Annotated in this window: 16 protein-coding genes and 2 pseudogenes; 4 read left to right on the forward strand and 14 right to left on the reverse strand. The window is 50.5% G+C overall.

Features of this window, described 5'->3' with window-relative positions:
* The first annotated feature begins 3 nt into the window (after window positions 1-3).
* Both parC and H7F11_RS04360 read left to right on the forward strand, forming a co-directional pair.
* Window positions 4-2325 carry a DNA topoisomerase IV subunit A gene (parC, locus tag H7F11_RS04355; protein WP_193649969.1) on the forward strand — a complete coding sequence of 774 codons (2322 nt, stop codon included), beginning with the start codon at window positions 4-6 and terminating at the stop codon, window positions 2323-2325.
* A 180-nt stretch (window positions 2326-2505) separates the two neighbouring features.
* Window positions 2506-3030: a hypothetical protein gene (locus H7F11_RS04360; protein ID WP_227485239.1), complete on the forward strand. Its 525-nt coding sequence runs from the start codon at window positions 2506-2508 to the stop codon at window positions 3028-3030.
* An 8-nt stretch (window positions 3031-3038) separates the two neighbouring features.
* On the opposite strand, the gene H7F11_RS04365 is transcribed toward H7F11_RS04360, so the two are convergent.
* From H7F11_RS04365 to tnpA, 14 genes and pseudogenes are all read right to left on the reverse strand, one after another.
* On the reverse strand, window positions 3039-3317 hold the full coding sequence (locus H7F11_RS04365; RefSeq protein ID WP_193649970.1) for a YrhK family protein: 279 nt from the start codon (window positions 3315-3317) through the stop codon (window positions 3039-3041).
* Between the two features lie 65 nt (window positions 3318-3382).
* A complete protein-coding gene (locus H7F11_RS04370; protein ID WP_193649971.1) occupies window positions 3383-3964 on the reverse strand; it encodes a lytic transglycosylase domain-containing protein in 582 nt (193 codons plus the stop codon).
* 139 nt (window positions 3965-4103) lie between these two features.
* Window positions 4104-5399 carry a diguanylate cyclase gene (locus H7F11_RS04375; RefSeq protein WP_227485240.1) on the reverse strand — a complete coding sequence of 432 codons (1296 nt, stop codon included), beginning with the start codon at window positions 5397-5399 and terminating at the stop codon, window positions 4104-4106.
* Between the two features lie 135 nt (window positions 5400-5534).
* A complete protein-coding gene (locus H7F11_RS04380; protein WP_193649972.1) occupies window positions 5535-5741 on the reverse strand; it encodes a DUF1289 domain-containing protein in 207 nt (68 codons plus the stop codon).
* Window positions 5731-7545, reverse strand: a complete 1815-nt coding sequence (locus tag H7F11_RS04385) for a cation:proton antiporter (protein ID WP_193649973.1) — start codon at window positions 7543-7545, stop codon at window positions 5731-5733. Before H7F11_RS04385 ends, H7F11_RS04380 begins: the two co-directional genes overlap by 11 nt.
* A 13-nt stretch (window positions 7546-7558) precedes the next feature.
* The gene (locus H7F11_RS04390) at window positions 7559-7810 is read right to left on the reverse strand and encodes a GlsB/YeaQ/YmgE family stress response membrane protein (RefSeq protein ID WP_010638842.1); all 252 of its coding nucleotides are present in this window, start codon (window positions 7808-7810) and stop codon (window positions 7559-7561) included.
* A gap of 344 nt (window positions 7811-8154) precedes the next feature.
* Window positions 8155-8703 carry an HdeD family acid-resistance protein gene (locus H7F11_RS04395; protein ID WP_193649974.1) on the reverse strand — a complete coding sequence of 183 codons (549 nt, stop codon included), beginning with the start codon at window positions 8701-8703 and terminating at the stop codon, window positions 8155-8157.
* Between the two features lie 12 nt (window positions 8704-8715).
* The gene (gene glgP, locus H7F11_RS04400; RefSeq protein ID WP_193649975.1) at window positions 8716-11241 is read right to left on the reverse strand and encodes an alpha-glucan family phosphorylase; all 2526 of its coding nucleotides are present in this window, start codon (window positions 11239-11241) and stop codon (window positions 8716-8718) included.
* An 89-nt stretch (window positions 11242-11330) separates the two neighbouring features.
* On the reverse strand, window positions 11331-12251 hold the full coding sequence (locus H7F11_RS04405; RefSeq protein WP_193649976.1) for an aldolase: 921 nt from the start codon (window positions 12249-12251) through the stop codon (window positions 11331-11333).
* A 96-nt stretch (window positions 12252-12347) separates the two neighbouring features.
* Window positions 12348-12692 (reverse strand): hypothetical protein, encoded by a 345-nt coding sequence (locus H7F11_RS04410; RefSeq protein ID WP_193649977.1) that lies wholly within the window; start codon window positions 12690-12692, stop codon window positions 12348-12350.
* A gap of 52 nt (window positions 12693-12744) precedes the next feature.
* On the reverse strand, window positions 12745-13572 hold the full coding sequence (gene ppk2 / locus H7F11_RS04415; RefSeq protein ID WP_193649978.1) for a polyphosphate kinase 2: 828 nt from the start codon (window positions 13570-13572) through the stop codon (window positions 12745-12747).
* 148 nt (window positions 13573-13720) lie between these two features.
* Entirely contained in the window at window positions 13721-14800 is a 1080-nt protein-coding gene (locus tag H7F11_RS04420) for a cytochrome d ubiquinol oxidase subunit II (RefSeq protein WP_193649979.1), read from the reverse strand.
* 11 nt (window positions 14801-14811) lie between these two features.
* Window positions 14812-15717 (reverse strand): annotated as a pseudogene (locus H7F11_RS04425) (cytochrome ubiquinol oxidase subunit I); the annotation flags it as partial.
* Window positions 15718-15826: 109 nt separating this feature from the next.
* Window positions 15827-16258, reverse strand: a pseudogene (gene tnpA / locus H7F11_RS04430) (IS200/IS605 family transposase).
* Window positions 16259-16370: 112 nt separating this feature from the next.
* On the opposite strand from tnpA, the gene soxA reads away from it, so the two are divergent.
* Together soxA and ccsB are read left to right on the forward strand one after the other, a co-directional pair.
* Window positions 16371-16877, forward strand: a complete 507-nt coding sequence (gene soxA, locus H7F11_RS04435; protein WP_227485241.1) for a sulfur oxidation c-type cytochrome SoxA — start codon at window positions 16371-16373, stop codon at window positions 16875-16877.
* A gap of 68 nt (window positions 16878-16945) precedes the next feature.
* Window positions 16946-18127: a c-type cytochrome biogenesis protein CcsB gene (gene ccsB / locus H7F11_RS04440; RefSeq protein WP_193650737.1), complete on the forward strand. Its 1182-nt coding sequence runs from the start codon at window positions 16946-16948 to the stop codon at window positions 18125-18127.
* Window positions 18128-18205: the final 78 nt, after the last annotated feature.

Genomic DNA, 18205 nt, shown 5'->3' on the forward strand with positions numbered 1-18205 from the left:
CGCATGAGTAATACCCTGGACTTGTTTGATGGCTTGAATCCTGAGCCGGCATCCAGCCCGCCAAACGAGCCCCCGCTGCCGACTGCAGAAGGGGGGAACCCCGAGGACCCTTCACCGCCTCTTGCGGAATATGCCGCCAAAGCCTACCTGGCATACGCGATGAGCGTCGTGACCGGGCGCGCCATTCCCGCGCTTGCCGACGGACAAAAGCCGGTGCAAAGACGCATTTTATATGCCATGCGCGATATGGGCCTGCAGCGTTCTCCCAAACACGTCAAATCTGCCCGGGTGGTGGGTGAGGTGATCGGCAAGTGGCATCCCCATGGGGACAGTTCTGTATATGATGCCATGGTGCGCATGGCGCAGCATTTTACCTTGCGTTATCCCGTGGTGGATGGACAGGGTAATTTTGGTTCTCTGGATGGTGATTCTGCTGCAGCCATGCGCTACACCGAAGCCAATCTGACCCCCATCTCCGAGTTGTTGCTGGGTGAAATTGATGAGGGCACCGTCGATTTCCGCAGTAATTATGATGGTACCCTGGAAGAACCGGTGACGCTTCCTGCGCGCCTGCCATTTTTGTTGATGAATGGTGCCTCCGGCATTGCCGTCGGCATGGCGACAGAAATCCCGCCCCATAATCTGCGCGAGCTGGCGGCCGTTTGCGCGCAGTTGGCAGCAAATCCGGAGACGTCGGATGACGCTATTCTTGAGCAGATACCCGGCCCGGATTTTCCCGGGGGAGGGCAGATTATTTCACTGCCCGAACAAATTCGTGAAGCTTATCTGTCGGGGCGGGGCAGTATTCGGGTGCGGGCCCGCTGGGAAGTGGAAAAGCTGGCGCGGGGTGAGTGGCGCATCAGTATCCATGAACTGCCTCCAGGCGTTTCCACGGCACAGGTGCTCTCGGAAATAGAAAATCTTTCCAATCCGCAGCCGAGGGGTGAGGGCAAGAAAAAAGCCCTGACGCCTGAGCAGCAGTCCACCAAAACGGCCATGCTTTCCCAGATAGATACGGTGCGCGATGAGTCCGGCAAGGATCACGCCGTACGCATTGTGGTTGAGCCCCGTTCCCGGAATCAGGACCCCCAGCAACTGATGACCTATTTATTGGCACGTACTTCGTTGGAATCCAATCAGTCCGTCAATTTGACGGTGCTGGATCTGGAAGGCCGCGCACCCTGTCTGCCGCTAACGGCCATTTTGCGGCAGTGGGTAACTTACCGTCTGCGCACGGTTCGCCGCCGTAGCCAGTTTCGTCTGGACAAGACGTTGGCGCGTATCCATATTCTCGAAGGACGACTCCGGGTTCTTCTGGATATTGATGCCGTTATCCGGGTCATTCGGGAGTCCGATGATCCCAAAATAGATCTCATCCAGCACTTTGATCTGACAGAAGTTCAGGCCGAAGACATTCTTGAAATCCGTTTGCGTCAATTGGCCAGGCTGGCTGGCATTGAACTGGAAAAAGAACTCAAGGACAAGCGGGATGTGGCCGATTATCTGACTGGCCTGCTGGCTCACGAGGAACGCCTGAGAGACTTGCTGGTTGAGGAAATCAACGCCGATGCCCAGAAGTTCGGAGATGATCGACGCAGCTTGTTACAGGCGGATGTGGCCATTACCAGCAAGACTGCTCAGACTATTGTGGCCGCTGTGACCGACGAGCCAGTGACGGTCATAGTGTCTCGCAAAGGCTGGTTACGCAGTCGAGCCGGACACGGTATTGCCACGGAGAGTCTGAACTTCAAGGAAGGCGACCAGCTCCTGCAGGTTTTTGAAGTACGCTCTGTGGATCAACTGGTGTTGCTGGATCAAACCGGTCGCGCATATTCTGTTCCGGTCAGTCAGGTTCCCGGTGGCCGTGGGGACGGGGTCCCCGCCTCCAGTCAGGTAGATTTTCAGGCCGGAGCCTCCCTTCAGGCGGCGGCTTGTGGTCCGGCCGACAGTTTGTGGCTGGTAGCGAGCAGTGGTGCATATGGCTTTGTCACTGCACTGGAAAACATGGCCGGGCGCAATCGTGCCGGGAAAGCTTTCCTGTCTCTGGATAAAGATGAGTATCCTTTGCCGCTGCTTCCTGTTTCTGATCTGTCTGCAGAAATATTGTGCGTCTCTTCAGATTATGCGGGATTGATATTTCCGCTGGCAGAAATCAAAAGCCTGCCGAAAGGGAAGGGGGTGAAACTGATGGCGCTGGCGCCCCAAGCCCATTTGCAAAGCCTTTATATTCATCCCGAGGGACAGACTTTGCCGCGCACTATTCGTAAAAATCGCCTGGAGATTTGTCGCGGCAAGCGGGCTGGTAAGGGTCGATCATTGCGCTAATGGAGTGCAGCCATTGTGCACCAATATGGTGCTTGCGCACTAAAATAGTGCAAAAGTCGAATCCTGTGCAATAGGATAAAACCCCGGCAATGCACTTGGTCCTACCTGGAATCGTTCTTGCATATGCATCAACATGCCGACGATAAACGGCAGGTTTATTTGCTGAATCAGGAGTCGATAATGTCTATAAAGGATTTGCTGCGCCGTGATCCCCAGTTGTACGTCTTGCGCGATAGTTTGGGAGACGTGCATACCCCGGTTTTTTACAGCTCGCTGGCGGATAATGTGAGTGCTTTGCACGACCCCATTACCGGATCGGTATTTTTATCCCCGGCGCTTGCTCAACAGCCTCAGGAGTGGCGGCAGGCACTCCTGGCCAGGGAACTGGGGCGTGCTACAGCTCCCAAGCGCAGCAGAAGATGGCGTCTGGGAGTTACGGCTTTTCTTGTCTGTGTGATTCTGGATGTAGTGCTCATGCAGGTTCCCCTGGCAATGGTGCCCAGACTGGGCGACGCAGGAATGGCCACCGTATGTTTCTGGCTGGCTATCTGGCAATTTAGAGGCTTGTACGCGCGAAATACCATTCAACAAACGGAACAGCATGCCAACGCATGGGCGCGTGATCGGATTGAGAATTACAATGAATTGATCGCGCAAGCCACTACGCGGCAAAGCATTGCGCGTTATTTGCGGCCCGCTCGCTGACCGGACAGTTACATATCCCAGCTGCCACTGGGTAGTTTCTGTAGATGAATATGGCGGGCGAGCCGGATCACCGGTCTTATTAACAGTTCGGCGCTGCCAATCACAAAAAGCCAGACTCCAGCCGTTTCCATGGAGGGATAGAAGAAAAAGAAACTGCCTACCAGAAATAATATGCCGATCATGAAATCATTGGCGATGCTGATGGTTTCGTAACGGTTACGAATCAATAATTCGTCGTGACCCATGCAGATAGTGAAATTGCTGTTTGACGAACTGTTTTCTGACAACGCCTTCTCCTGATAATGTTAACAGTATACTTTAATGTTAACATAGACTGGCATTCATGCCGATCTCAAGCCGCCAGTGCCATCACCTGACGCGCATAAACTTTTGCCGGTATGGGAATTACGCCTTGGGCCACTGTGGTGGGTCCGGCATTATAAGCTTCCAGCGCCAGGCGAAGATGTCCATGAAAAATTGAGAGCAGACGACGCAAATAGCGGGCACCACCCACGATATTCTGGCGAGGCTTCCACGGATTGACATGAAGTATGCGCCATGCAGTGCTGGGCATGAGCTGCATAGGACCAACAGCCCCAGCATAGCTGACGACGTTACTTGCACGACTTTCGACATGAATCACGGCGGCCAACAATTTGCGGGAAACGCCCGTTTGATTGGAAGCATACAGTACATCTTTACTGTAGATGCCGGCGAGCTTCTGCCATGCACGTCCCGTCAGGGGGTTGGCAAGAGCAGCAGAAGATTGTGATTGGGAACTGTGTGAGCCTCTAGAACTACTTAAAGTTACCCTTGTTTTCAACAGGGCGATATTCGCAGGCAGTCCGGGAATGCTGCGCTGCAAAGGTTGCGGCGCGATGATAAACAGGAAGCTGATTCCGGCCGTCACTGCGGCCACAAAAAGTTTTTTCAAATCAAAATAACCACATAGCTGCAAGGGCTATAGGTTATACATGGTTTTTTTAGCGGGTGCAAGTTTTAGCTGATGCTAATATGCTTGGGCGTTTCCGATTATCAAGCCCGGCCAGTCCGTTGCGTTTTCATTATCCTGATCATGATAAAAGCATTGCGACATGGGCTCCTCCATTCTGTTTGACCTGATAAAGAGCCCGATCTGCTCGAGCCAGTGCCAGAGAAAATGGCAGGTCTTCTTCACGCAACTCGGTCAAGCCGATGCTGGCTGAGATGTAAACTTCATTATCGGAGAGTCTAATGCTGATTTTCTGCATTTTTTCCTGGATTCGTTCCAGGATTTCCAAGCCTTCTGTCATCGTGCACTTTCTGAAAATAATCGCGAATTCATCTCCACCCAGGCGACCAAAAACGTCTGTTTCCCGAAGGGTCTCCTTAAAGAGTGATACAAACACTTTCAGAACACGATCCCCGCTCAAGTGTCCATAGCGGTCATTGATGGGTTTGAATTTATCCAGATCAATCACGGCGAGCAGACTATATTCTGGGTGTCTACGCAACTGTTTGATAAGGTGATTGGCTTTTTCCAGAAAGGCCCTACGGTTCAATATGCCGGTCAATTCATCAATGGTGGCAAGTCGATGCAGCTTTTCCTTAATGCCGACCTGTTCGCTCACATCTCTGAACAGGCCTTCCATACCCAGAAATTGCTTATCTTCGCTATAAATTGCACTACTGGTAATTTCGACATCCACAATATGCCCATCTTTATGTTTCAAGCGTGCCGGGAAGTTTTGAACTTTCCCATGTTTCTTAACGGCGGTTACGATATTTTCCCGTGCTTGTGGATCAATATAGAAGCTGGAGGCAGGAAGACCAATAACTTCTTCGGGTAAATAACCTAATACGCCTAAGGCTGCAGGGCCCACCAAGGTCAGGTTTTGCTCACTATCGGTACGATAGAAAACGTCGAGCATATTTTCAAAAAGACGCTGAAAATTCTGCTCAGATTGGCTGATTTCATGTCCCATTTCTTCACTGAGCTCGGTAGCTGCTGCCAGAACCAGAGTATTCCCGGCAAATTCTATTAATGAGCTGACGGATATGATGTGTTTGATTTTGCCATTGAGTGTATAAACACGGGCTTCTGTAGGACTGTTTTTAGGATTTTCATTGTTCAGTACCTCAAGACGATTAAGAATGCGTCCATGATCTAGAGGATGAATAAAAGAGGTGAGGTCCTTACCCAAAAAATAATCTGGATTATCTCCCTCAAAAAGTTTAACAGCAGATTTGTTGACAAATAGTAATTTTCTGTTGTGTGTTAATGCATGGGGTACCGGATGTTGCTGTAATAACTCCAATGCGGGGAAACTGTTTAAAATTTCCTGAATAGTCGGGGCATCCAATTCATCTGGCTTCTCTGGATATTTCAATGGACTTTCGACTCCACTTGGATAGGAAGCTTTTGCCAATACATGGTCTATCAGTAAAGACTATCATGAGGACTGCAGAATGTCACCATAAGTAAATGATAATAATGTCTTATATTAATGTACCAAACATTCTGATTACAGACCCTTGGCTTTTCTTTGTTGATCCCACCAGCCATTTTTGCGAATGCGGTTCCAGTTAGCCGCTTTCTGCTCAGGAGTCATGGTTATCCAATGGCAAACTTCTTCAAAAGTTCGGCCACAGGATTTACACACGTCATCGCCGAGAGCGGTAGTGCAAAATCCCAGGCATGGGGAATCAGGTAGAGAGGAATTAGTGGGCATCTGCAGAGGGAGCTACGTCAGGGGCAACCAGAGCCAGAATCTGATCACCAGCACGCGGCTCCGGCTGGTTTTGGTCACTGTTTATGACTTGCAGTTTTCCATTTTTATCCAGAATAAATAATGCCAGAAAGCCTGTGGTAAATTGTTGCTGGTATTGTGACCAGTCAAACTGCTCAGTCAGCCCTGTTGCTTTCAGGGCCCAGCCCTTTTCCATTTTATCCAGCAAAGAACCAGCGGTAGCGTCTTCACTGAAAAGATGAAGACGTCGATGTTGTTTTGCTGTGCGGTTACGGGCACTGGTTTTGCGACTGCTGCCATCGGCCAGGGTAAACACAGAACGATGACCGAATTCGGGATCATAACGCAGTGAGGCGATCAGATTTCGGGCGGCATCGGTGGATAAAGCCAGCAGATAACCAAATCCAATCAGATTGAGTTGACGATCAGCGGCCTCTGAAACCGGGCTACCCAAAAAAGTATCCAGTCCTGCCATGCGTGCCGCCTGGATTTGCCGATATTCATCATCCACCAAAAGTGGCCTGAACCCCCATTCCTTGAGCTTTTCAGCAACGGCGATGGCAAAAGCGTTGGCCCCCACAATGAGGATGCCACGGGGGTCTTTTTCAGAAACACCCAGAAGCCTTGCCATGGGACGCGCTGTAAAACTGGCCAGGAGTACGGTGACAATGATGAGCGCGAAAGTCAGAGGCACAAACAAGTGGGCCTTGGGATAATTCAGTGCTTCCAGTTGCCCGGCATATACGGGGGCGCCTGCTGCTGCGACAATTCCGCGTGGGGCGATCCATCCGGTCATGAATCTTTCTTTCCAGTTCAGTTCCTTGCCATCGTAAGCCAGTAACACTTTGACAGGCTGGGCGATCAGTTGAATAACCAGCGTGAGCAGTACGCCGGAGATGATGACTTCTTTCAAGGCCAGCAGATTCAGGCGCGCAGCGAGGAGAATGAAAAGAATGGAGATTAATAAAATGGAGAGACTTTCCTTGAAATTCAGGATGTTTTCCAAAGGAATGTCACGCATGTTGGCGAGCCAGACGCCCATCAGCGTAACAGCGAGTAGTCCGGATTCGTGGGCGATCTGATTGGCTGCTGCAAAAATAATAAAAACACTACCCAAGGCCACTACGCCATGCAGATAATCGGGGATAGCCCGTTTTCTGAGTAACCACCCCAAGCTTTGACCGGCCAAAACGCCCAATACCAGACCCGCTGCAAGCATTTTGAGAAAAACTTCTACGGCAGAGCGGAGTCCTGTGGAGCCATGATGCGCAATAATGGCTTCGAAAACCAGAACGGCCAGCAGGGCCCCAATGGGATCAATGAGGATGCTTTCCCACATTAATACATTGCTGATTCGCGCATTGGGTCTGGCTGCTCTTAACACCGGGCCGATGACGGTTGGTCCGGAAACGACCACAACTGCGCCAAAGAGGATCGCCATGGACCAGTTAAAATCCGCAATCCAGTGAGTAGCTACTGCCAGTATCAGCCAACTGCTGATGGCCCCCAGGCTGACCATTCTGCGGATAACGGAGGCGAGACCACCTAGTTCCCGCAGGCGTAAATTCAATGCGCCTTCAAACAAAATAACAGCTACAGCCAAAGAAATACCGGGAAACAGAAGTGGGCCAAATAGCTGGTCCGGTTGAATCCAGCCGGTGACCGGGCCGGCAATAATGCCAATACCCAGAAGAAATATAATGGCGGGTAGTTTGACCCGCCATGCCAGCCATTGGCTGGCCGCGCCCAAAATAACCAGCCCAGCCAGAATCAGCATGATGTTCATAACATTTTATTTTTTAGAGTTTTTTGATGAGCTTGACGATAAACAAAAGAATAATGGCACCAATAAAGGCAACAATAATGGCACCGATAATGCCCGCCCCAAAAAGACCAATCAAGCCAATCGTCGTCAGGACGAATCCACCGATGAAAGCACCGATGATGCCGACAATGATGTCTCCGATAATGCCAAACCCCCGGCCTTTGATGAGCAATCCGGCCAGCCAGCCAGCGATTCCACCGACGATGAGAAAAACAATAATGTTCATTAACATGGTTCAATCCTCTCTATTTGTAATATCGTCTTGTCAAACTAACACATAACGCGTTTCCAGGTCATTATAAACACATAAGAATTCTTTTATATTTTATAAACCAAACTTCGTTTGTTCTATAAAAATGGATTTTCATATTTCTTAACAATTTTTATTACGGCCATGTCTTATCTGGAGAGGCCTTGAGACCTTACACTGAGCGCTGAAAACTGGGATTTTATCCTGTTTTCAGGTGGATCAAGTGTTTGTGGAACTTTTTGGGTACAACATTACAGAATGCAATAGACGTTACATTTATTATTGAAGAAACCCACTGAAAAATTTGCGTAATAAACTGTCTACCCGGGTTTTATATTGCGCAACATCAGCAGAATGATCCCATCAAATATCAGGTTGACGCCCACAAATATGCCGACCAGGATCAATGAACCCCGAGGCCAGGTGACCACGAAGAGAAGGGCAATGAAAATGTCAATAATACCACTGAAAATGGACCAGCCCCGACCATGTCCCGGATAGATTTTCATTTGCGTGAAATTTCGGTAGGCATCAATGATGAAATACAGAACGAACATCAAACCAATTGCCGCAATTCCTGCTTTCGGTAAGGCAATCATGATGCCACCGGTGATAAAAAGCAGTAAGGGTTTCAGCCAGTCAGCCATTTGATGCTGATGCATCTGGATGCTGTGGGCAATCCAGGTGAATCCGGCAATAATCAGCATGGCGGCAATAATGCCATCGGTGACTGCAGAAAGAATAATTGGGCTTAAAATTCCAAATATCCCAATAATGATTAATAAGATAGCTACAGGAACCAAATATTTACCGAACATTTTCTTTTCGGTTTCTATAATATTTTGCAGGTCAGGAATGTTGGGATTCAATTTTTGTTCCTTTTAACGGTACCAGAGTATTTCCGCACTCTCCATGGGCACCAGGCAATTTTGATGGCAAGGAATGATGCGCGGAGTATAGTCTGCCAAGTGACGATCAGCAGGGATGTCCAACGTGTAATTGTAACTGTTGACTGCTCCACTCAGTGCTTCACCACGCTGCATGGGAACCACTTCTAAAGGATATTGGTCACTTCGGTTGGCAAATAGTTCCACGCTGATAGATTCAGCATCCAGATCGTCCAGATAAACATGCACTTCAAAATAATGGCGATTATTTTCGGTACGTACATGCAGATCGCCAAAATGCAGAAGGGGCCAGTGTTGGCGAATATTTTTCTGCCAGGTACAAATTTCCTCAATTCGACTTTTTTCGCTACGCGCTGCAAGAAGACGTCCAGCGGGTTCGTATAGTGTCGATACATAATCGCGGAGCATTCGATTACTGCTGAATAAGGGGGTAAGCCGACTCATGCTTTCGCGAATTTTCTGAATCCAGGCTTGTGGACAGCCGCTGGCATCGCGATCCTGATAAAAAAGAGGCACAATCTCGTTTTCCAACAAATGATAGAGAGCTTCTGCTTCCTGAATATCCCATTGTGGATCATCATCATGTTCGGCGCGATCACCGATAGCCCAGCCCGTTTCCGGACAGTAGGCTTCCGCCCACCAGCCATCGAGCTCGGATAAATTCAGCCCGCCGTTGACCAACACTTTCATGCCACTGGTCCCGCTGGCTTCCCAGGGGCGGCGCGGCGTATTAATCCACAAATCGACGCCCTGGACCAGATGTTCGGCCACCAGCATGTCGTAATCGGCAATAAAGACAATGTGATTGGCCAGCTCGGGATGTTGATGAATAAACAAGGTCCACTGCTGAATCATGTTTTTGCCCACTTCGTCCCGAGGATGGGCCTTTCCGGCAATGAGAAGTTGTACCGGGTGATGTGGATTGGTCAGCAATTGCCTCAGTCTGTCGGGATTAGTCAAGAGCAGATTGGGGCGTTTATAGGCAGTAAAGCGCCGTGCAAACCCGATCGTCAGGGCATTAGGGTCCAATGCCAACGCTGCACGCTCTTGGTCCTCCAGCGGCGCGTGCGCCTCCGCCAGTTGTTGCTGAAGCCGTTGCCGCGCGAAATGAATGACCTGCTGACGGCCTTTGCTGCGTAATTCCCAAATTAATCCGTCGGGAGTTTCGCGGAATTCTGCTTCGAGTTTTTGCAAATCGCCCAGCCAGCGTTGTTTACCACAAGAGGATGTCCACAAGGCATCTGCTTCAGCTGAATCCCAGGAGGGCATATGCACACCATTGGTGACATGGGTTACCGGGACCTCGTCTGCAGGCCAGCGTGGAAAGAGCGGTTGAAACAGGCGTCTGCTGACTTCTCCATGAAGGCGGCTCACGGCGTTGACAATAATGCTGCCGCGAATCGCCAGCCAGGCCATATTAAATGGTTCTTGCGGATCATCGGGATTTTCCTGTCCCAGTGCCAGGATGCTTTCCACATCGACACCAAATGCTTCTGGCGCTCCGGCAATGTAACGCGTCATTAATTCTGTCGGGAAACGGTCAAAACCAGCAGATACGGGGGTATGCGTGGTAAAAATGTTCCCGACCCGAGTAGCATTGAGAGCACATTCAAACGCCGAACCATGATCGCGCATATGGCTGTATGCGCGGGCCAGAATGGCAAATGCGGCATGCCCTTCATTAAGGTGACAAATTTCAGGTTGGACACCCAGGCGGCGCAATAATAACCAGCCGCCGATGCCCAGACAGATTTCCTGCTGCAAGCGGGTTTCCGGGCCTCCGCCATATAACTCAGCGGTTATACCCCGATCCGCCGGGGTATTCAGGGGGTCGTTACTATCCAGCAAATACAAAGTCACCCGGCCTACCTGGGCTTGCCAGGCGCGTAAAATGACTTTTCGGCCAGGGAAGGGGAGTTGCAGGCGCAACCATTCTCCTTCGCTGTCACGCACCGGTGTAACCGGCATTTGGGTTGGATCGTTATAGGGATAAAATTCCTGTTGCCGACTGTTTTCATCGAGCGTTTGGCGAAAATAGCCTTGTTGCCAGAGCAGGCCGATACCCAGCAACGGGATGCCCAGGTCACTGGCAGTTTTCAGGCAATCGCCAGCCAGGATTCCCAGCCCTCCAGAGTATATGGGCAGGGCTTCGGAGAGGCCGAATTCCATGCTGAAATAAGCAATCTGTTGGAAGGAAGCCTGGGCGTGATTCTGTTCAAACCAGCTGCTTTGGGCTAATTGCTCCTGATGCAGCGCATTAAAAGCCTTAAGTTTTTCAATGAATGCTGTATTTTGCGCCAATTCTTGCAGGGTTTGACTACTGATATTTTGTAAAATTAACCAGGGATTGCGCGTTTGCTCCCATAGTTCTGGCGCTATTTCGGCCCAGAGGGAGTCGGCGGCATGACTCCACGCCCAGCGTAAATCCAGCGCCAGCTCCGTCAGACCACTGAGCGATTCCGGCATTTGCGGAAGCAGATAGCATGGTGCGATAGTCACTCACTTTTCTCCGTTGTGTCAGGGTGTGAACTTGCCGGCGGTACCGATGGGCATTTACAAACGCCAGCGGGTATGGCCCATCGGGTTGATTAAGACGCTTCTCCCATAAGTTTTGCGGCTTCTTCCACGCTCTGATTTTTGACGACCAGGGCATGGATCGCCCGACAGAAGCGGATAGCATCCGGCTGGCTGCGTTGATGGACATTTCGGCCTGTGGCACAGCCTTGGGTTCCACCTATATGTAATTGCGCATCCAGACGTTGCAAAAAGGTTTTCGAGTCGGTTTCCGAGCCACCAGCACAAATGACTTGCGTGCGTCCGGCTGCCGCAACGGCTTCACCCAGCAGGCGGGCATCCATATCTCCTTGTTCATTCAAGGGCGGATTGACTTTGGCGAAATCAGCCCCGAGACAGGCAACCAGACCACTGGCACCGGCTATCAGGTGCGAATCCTGCTCTTTGTTGCCTACCGCCTGTCCCCGGGGGTAAGCCCAGATGACCGCCAAAAGACCCATGGCGTGGGCATCCTGGATGATACGCGCGGCCTCGGAAAGCATTTCGGGCTCATACAGTGAACCGGGATAGATGGTATAACCGACGCCCACAACTTTCAGGCCGGAGTGCCGGACGAAATCGCGCACCTGGACCATGCTCTGCCATTGCAAACTGGCAGGGTCACGCTGGGCGGTTTTCACCAGGTGGGTTTTGCTGTTGAGTTTAAGTAGATAGGGCACTTCGGGATAATCCATGGCGTAATGGCTGATCAGCCCCATCTGGGCGGCGAAACAACCCACAGGAGCCGCGCTGGCAATACGAAACAGATGTTCAGGATCAGCGTCGTCTGCAGCGACGCGTTCGCCAACAAAGTCATCATTCAAATGCTCGACCTTCTGATCGCCCGCCATCAAAAAAAGACGCCCGCTTTCCTGGGTGGCGAGTTGATAATTTTCAGTCCAGCGCCGGGCACTGTCAGCGGGAATCCCTAAAGGAGGGCGTTTGAATGGAGACATGGTTGCTAACTCCTGCGTCGTGGTTAGTGTGCGATATTGCTGCCACAAGTATAGGAGATGGACGCGAACCACGTGTGATTGCGTCCATGCAGCATTTTATTGACCTGCATCCCTTTGCTTGGCGATGCGATGACTCAGTACGGCTATTTCATGGGCGAGCAGATATTGATCCTTGGTGACCTCCCATTCCCGAGCCTGTTCCGCATCGTAGCTTTCCGGATCACAGAGGGCAGAAAGTTGTTCACAGTTCATGCTGTCATTCAGGAAACCGATCAGTTCAACAAGCTGATCGTTGCCGAGAACGCCCACGGCAGCATTCAGTGACAGTCCTTCCTTTTTGCTGAGTTGTTCCGCTGCGGCAATGGTTGCTGCATCCAGGGCGTCCTGGTTTCTGAGAGAGAGGGCACGAGTTAAAGCTGACTGTAAATCAATAATGGACATATTTCCTCCTGGTCAAAATCAATTGGGAAAAGTAATGAAGATGGATGCGTCATTATTCCTGGATCATGCCATTATCCAGGTACAAAGATTCATATTCAAAAATGATGGATTGGTCAGGAAGCACCTGCATTTCATCCTTGCCGGTGTAGGACAGCCGGCTTAAAAACCCTTTGATGAGTTGCAGGCGGGCCGTTTTCTTGTCGTTGGCATTGACAATAATCCAGGGTGCGAAAGGAGAATGGCTGCGGGCAAACATGACATTGCGTGCTTCGCTATAATCCTTCCAATGTTTCAAAGCTTTTTCATCAATGGGACTGGTTTTCCATTGCTTGAGTGGATCATCCTTGCGAGACTCAAGGCGTTTTTTCTGTTCCTCGCGGGAAATGTCCAGATAGAACTTGAACACATGAATGCCGGACCGAATCAGCATGCCTTCAAAATTATTGACTTCGGCGAAAAATTCTTCGTATTGTTGATCTGAACAAAAGCCCATCACTTTTTCAACGCCGGCACGGTTGTACCAACTGCGATTAAAAAAGACCATTTCTGCGGCAGAAGGCAAGTGTTCAACATAGCGCTGAAAATACCACTGACTTTGTTCCTTGTCCGAGGGCTTGCTTAACGCAACTACCCGGGTTTCGCGCGGGCTGAGGTGCTCAATAATACGCTTGATGGATCCATCCTTGCCTGCCGAGTCCCGTCCTTCAAGGATCACCAGTATTTTTTCATTATTGCGAATAATATCTCTTTGCAACTTGACCAATTCAATTTGAAGGGCACGCAGTTCTGCCTTGTAACGGGCTTTTTCCTCTTCCTGCCGTTCTTCGTGGAATTCAGTCTGGTGCGACTGCGTTGTACTATTTTTTCTGGTTTTGGACATTTCGGGACTCCTGCATTATTTCTGCTACTCAAGTAACTGCCAAAGCATACCCGACAACTATAGAACATTTCCATATGATTATGTGAAGTCAACATCGGTAAAAAAAGGGGCCATACGGCCCCAAACAGAACATCACCAGGGAAATGGTTTAATGGCTTTCATAACCGGCCAGATGGGTGATGCGCTTGCGGAACACCCAGATTTGATAAACGTTATAAGTAATCATCACCGGCACGAATCCCGTCATGAACAGGGTAAGGATAGCCAGGTCATTGGCCGGGTTACCGCCCTGACTGATGGTCCAGGTCTGCGGAATGATGTAGGGGAAATTGGTGGCCCACATCCCGCCCCACATGAACAAGACAATGGCGCCACACCAGAGCAGTGCCGCGAAATCGCGGTGGGCTGCGTGATTGCTCATCATTTTGTAGGCAGAAATCAGGATGGCAATGAGCAGGATCAGCCAGCCAAACCAGCCGCTCCCCGTCCACTTGGCGGCATCGGGCATGATCGCGTAGGACCAGATCAAGGTGATGACTACCGCCGCCAGCGCCAGGAAAGAAAACAGAGTGGCAGACTTGTGAGCCTTCTGGTAGATGGGATCATCCTGCTCAAAACGGGCACAAAGGTACAAGGTGCCTGCCAGACCGCCGGCGATCAACGCCCCAATCCCTGTCCAGATGCTGAAAGCAGAAAGAAAGCTCAGGGCGTTGCCGGAAAAGTGGGGAACCGTATTCACAAACGGGTCATTGGCCACCTGAATGCCTTGCGCGTTGCCGGTATTCATCTGAAAGCCCAGCAAGGTAGCTCCAAGTGCAATCCCCGCAAAAAGGGCCGCGACCAGACTGCCAAGGCCAAACATGAAGCCCCAGAATTTGCGGCTGCTTTTGGCGTGGACATGAAATTCAAAGGCCACCGCCCGGGAAATGATGCCCCAGAGCGCAAACATCAACGGGATCATCAGATAATTGAATGTGGACCCATAAACCAGAGGAAAGGCCCCGAAAATCACACCACCGGCCACCACCAGCCAGGTTTCGTTGGCATCCCAGGTGCCTGCCATGGAAGACATGACGGCCGCCCGATCATTCTCATTATTGAGGAGCAGGGAAAATACGCCGGCCCCCAGATCCGCACCGTCGAGAACAATGTAAATGACGAAGAAAACCCCCAGCAGTATCCACCAGAATGTACTTAAGGTGCTATGTATACGAAATATTTCATGCATGGTATCGATCCTCAGTCCAGCTTGTTCATGGTCGGTTTGGCGAAAGTCGGCTTGGCAATTCCGCCACCGGATGGATGTGCATCATGATCCGAAGCACCAATGACCGGGCTGGTCATATCGGGTCCTTTTTGGATAACCCGGGTAAAGAAGTACCAGGCACCCCCCCAAACCATCAGTTCGAAAATGATGTAGCCAATCAGCCAGAAGGATTCAGCAGTCACCCCCATGTGGCTGACACCCTGCCAGGTCCGCATCAGGTTATAAACAACCCAGGGCTGGCGGCCGATTTCACGTGTCCACCAGCCGGTCCAGACGGCGAGATAAGGCAGGAATCCACTGAACACCAGCAGACGCAGGAACAACGGGTTCTTACGCAGATGTTCTGCAGTCAATTTCCCCCGCAAGCGCAACCAGTTACCCCAGAGTGCCATGAAAAACAGGAAGAAGCCGATGGTGACCATCACCCGGAAGGCATAAAAGGGCACCCAGACATTGGGTCGATCATTCGGAGCAAAATGATCCATACCGGTGACTACTCCGTCCCAGGTATGGGTTTCGAGCAAGCTGAGAACATGGGGAATCTGGATGGAGAACAGATTTTTTCCTGCTGAAACATCGGGAATGGCAATCAGATTCCAGGACGTATTGGGTTTGCCGTTCGGTAGATAGGTGTGGAAATGGCCTTCCATGGCTGCGAGCGAGGTGGGCTGGTCGTGTGCCACTTCCCGACCCAGTTCGTCACCAATAAAAATCTGCAGTGGCGTGATAATGATCAGCGCCAGTAAAGTGGGCTTCAGGAGCTTGGTAAACAGATCTGCATGACGATTTTTGAGGATGAACCAGGCGCTGACTGCCGCAAAGAAAAACAGCGCTAATTCTACGGTAGCTACCCACATATGCGGAAAGCCGATAGTAAATATCTCCCGGCAAAGCCGGGAGCTTTAGTTCGTGAGCCGCTCAAAGCGGCTTAAAACGGGGACGCTAACGCGGCCCCTCAGTTTTGGCGCCACCACTGGGTGGCCCGGATCAACTCCATATGTTCAACTGATCTACTCGTTCATCCTCTTTTTCCTGATGGCGAATATAATCTCGAATCATCGCCTCATCTCTACCCACCGTCGATACAAAATACCCACGCGCCCAAAAATGCTGGCCCACGAAATTACGCTTCCGTTCACCGTAAGTCCGCGCTATATGGATCGCGCTCTTGCCCTTGATGTAACCCACCACACTGGATACTGCGTACTTCGGCGGTATCGAAATCAGCATATGAACATGGTCTACCATCAGATGCCCTTCTTCTATCCGGCTTTCCTTATGCCGGGCCAAAGCCCGAAATACCTCCCCAAGATCATTCCGTAACTGACCGTACAACACCCTACGTCGGCACTTCGGAATAAATACTATGTGATATTTGCACTCTCACTTGCTGTGCCTTAGGCTCAATCCTTCGTCCATCGGTTTCTCCTTCATCGTGTGCTTGGCGGCTCACAACGTCGGTTCTCCGATGGACTCCCCTATATGTCAAACATCTACTGTCACCCCGGCAGAGCCGGGGGATTTCCTATTTTTGGTTAACAACAAAACCGGTCAGGTGGTCACGACTCAGATGCGTTTGAATAGTTGTCGGGTTGAAAATCATCTTCAACCTCTCAAGTATGGGAGCGGCTCCATGATTGCTCTGGATACCTACTTTACTTCGCTGTCCAACGGTATGCCGGTGGATATCAAAGTACAGGGGCCAGGCGCCGTTAAAGCCTTTGAAGAAGGGAAGGCCAATTACTTCATGAAACGCGGACAACTCAACTTCAGTTGCGCGACCTGTCATGTGGCTTATGCTGGTAAGTATCTGCGAGCCCAGATTATTTCTCCATTGTTGGGCCAAAGTGCGCATTATCCGACTTATCGGGCCGCTTGGGGAGCAGTCAATACCTTTGAAAAACGTTTCCAGGGCTGTGACAAAAAAGTGGGTGCGATGCCGCAAAAACTGGAAAGCGTCAATTATCGCAATCTGGAATATTTTATGTCCTACATCAGTAATGGCATCAAAATCAATGTGCCTGGTTACCGCCCTTGATAACTCATTTAATGTGAATGGATGCTGAACGATCAGGTTAATCTGTCAGCATCTGCAGGAGTATATATATGTCTACCGAAAGCTCTGAAATCCGACACCTACTGACCTTTGGTGGTATGCGTGCTGAAGGACGTCTTGCCGCTCAGTTATGGGCAGCTTTTCTGACCATCGGTGCTTTTTTGGTCTGGTATTTGTTTCGGGCCGATTTTTGGATGTGGCAGTTTATTGTTTTGGGTCTGTGGTATGTGGGCCTGATGTGGTTTGGAATCCGCTGGCCGGCCTTCAGAATCCTGTTTTTGACCGTTATAGGGATTGCGGCGATTGGTGTGGCGCTTTATCAGTCAGGATACACAGCCGCAAATAATGCGCTGCTGTATTATGTGCTCCAAAGTAACGCCATGTTTTACTGGATGAGTGGGGCGATACTGATCAGCGCCATAGGATATTATCGTTATTTATTCAGCGGTAATCAATCGGCTGGGGACTGGGGGCATCGTTTTGCCTGGATTACTGTAGCTCTGGGTTTTGCGGGCCTCGCCATTCGTTGGCAGCAGACTTACGTCGGTCATCCCTCCTGGGGACATATTCCGGTAACCAACATGTACGATGCGATGGTTCTCTTGTGTACGACTACGACCCTTTTTTACCTGTATTACGAAGGCCAGAGTAAAAATCGGGGGCTGGGTGCTTTTGCCATGCCGATGATTCTTGTTGCCGATATTTTTCTGGTCTGGGTGGGTGTCGCCTATCATCAGAATCAGATTCAGCCCGTGATTCCGGCGTTGCAGAGCTTCTGGATAAAACTGCATGTTCCCTGTGAATTTGTTGCCTATGCCAATTTTTATCTGGCCGCCATGGTGGGTGTTGCTTATTTGTTGAGAGATCGGGCGGAACGTACCGGAAATGCTTTGGTGCGGCGTCTTCCGGACTTGAACCGGCTGGAACGCATTATGGGTTCCATGGTGATGTTCGGGTTTCTCTTTTTCACGGCAGGCACCATTCTCGGCGCCGTGTGGGCCGCCAAAGCCTGGGGCGGTTTTTGGTCCTGGGATCCCAAGGAAACCTGGGCCTTGATTGTCTGGTTGAATTACGCGGCTTATTTGCATATGCGCAGTAACAAGTCTTTTGGGCAACATAACAAGGGACGCAAACTGGCTTGGTGGGCGGCTATCAGTCTGGTCACGGTCACGTTCTGCTTTATTGGTGTGGATCTTTTCCTGGGCGGGCTTCATTCTTACGCCAAGCTGTAAGGTATTGTGGTTTATGTTGGACATCGCTCCGGTCGGCGTTGCCTAATGGTTTGTTAATGATTTTAAAAGACTAAATGC

The sequence above is a fragment of the Acidithiobacillus sp. HP-2 genome (genome assembly GCF_015100155.1).
Classification (GTDB): Bacteria; Pseudomonadota; Gammaproteobacteria; order Acidithiobacillales; family Acidithiobacillaceae; genus Acidithiobacillus.

Coding starts and splice junctions, on each gene's coding strand:
- parC (WP_193649969.1), top strand. CDS start 4: ATGAGTAATACCCTGGACTTGTTTGATGGCTTGAATCCTGAGCCGGCA.
- H7F11_RS04360 (WP_227485239.1), top strand. CDS start 2,506: ATGTCTATAAAGGATTTGCTGCGCCGTGATCCCCAGTTGTACGTCTTG.
- H7F11_RS04380 (WP_193649972.1), bottom strand. CDS start 5,741: ATGCCCACTAATTCCTCTCTACCTGATTCCCCATGCCTGGGATTTTGC.
- H7F11_RS04385 (WP_193649973.1), bottom strand. CDS start 7,545: ATGAACATCATGCTGATTCTGGCTGGGCTGGTTATTTTGGGCGCGGCC.
- H7F11_RS04390 (WP_010638842.1), bottom strand. CDS start 7,810: ATGAACATTATTGTTTTTCTCATCGTCGGTGGAATCGCTGGCTGGCTG.
- H7F11_RS04405 (WP_193649976.1), bottom strand. CDS start 12,251: ATGTCTCCATTCAAACGCCCTCCTTTAGGGATTCCCGCTGACAGTGCC.
- H7F11_RS04410 (WP_193649977.1), bottom strand. CDS start 12,692: ATGTCCATTATTGATTTACAGTCAGCTTTAACTCGTGCCCTCTCTCTC.
- ppk2 (WP_193649978.1), bottom strand. CDS start 13,572: ATGTCCAAAACCAGAAAAAATAGTACAACGCAGTCGCACCAGACTGAA.
- H7F11_RS04420 (WP_193649979.1), bottom strand. CDS start 14,800: ATGCATGAAATATTTCGTATACATAGCACCTTAAGTACATTCTGGTGG.
- ccsB (WP_193650737.1), top strand. CDS start 16,946: ATGTCTACCGAAAGCTCTGAAATCCGACACCTACTGACCTTTGGTGGT.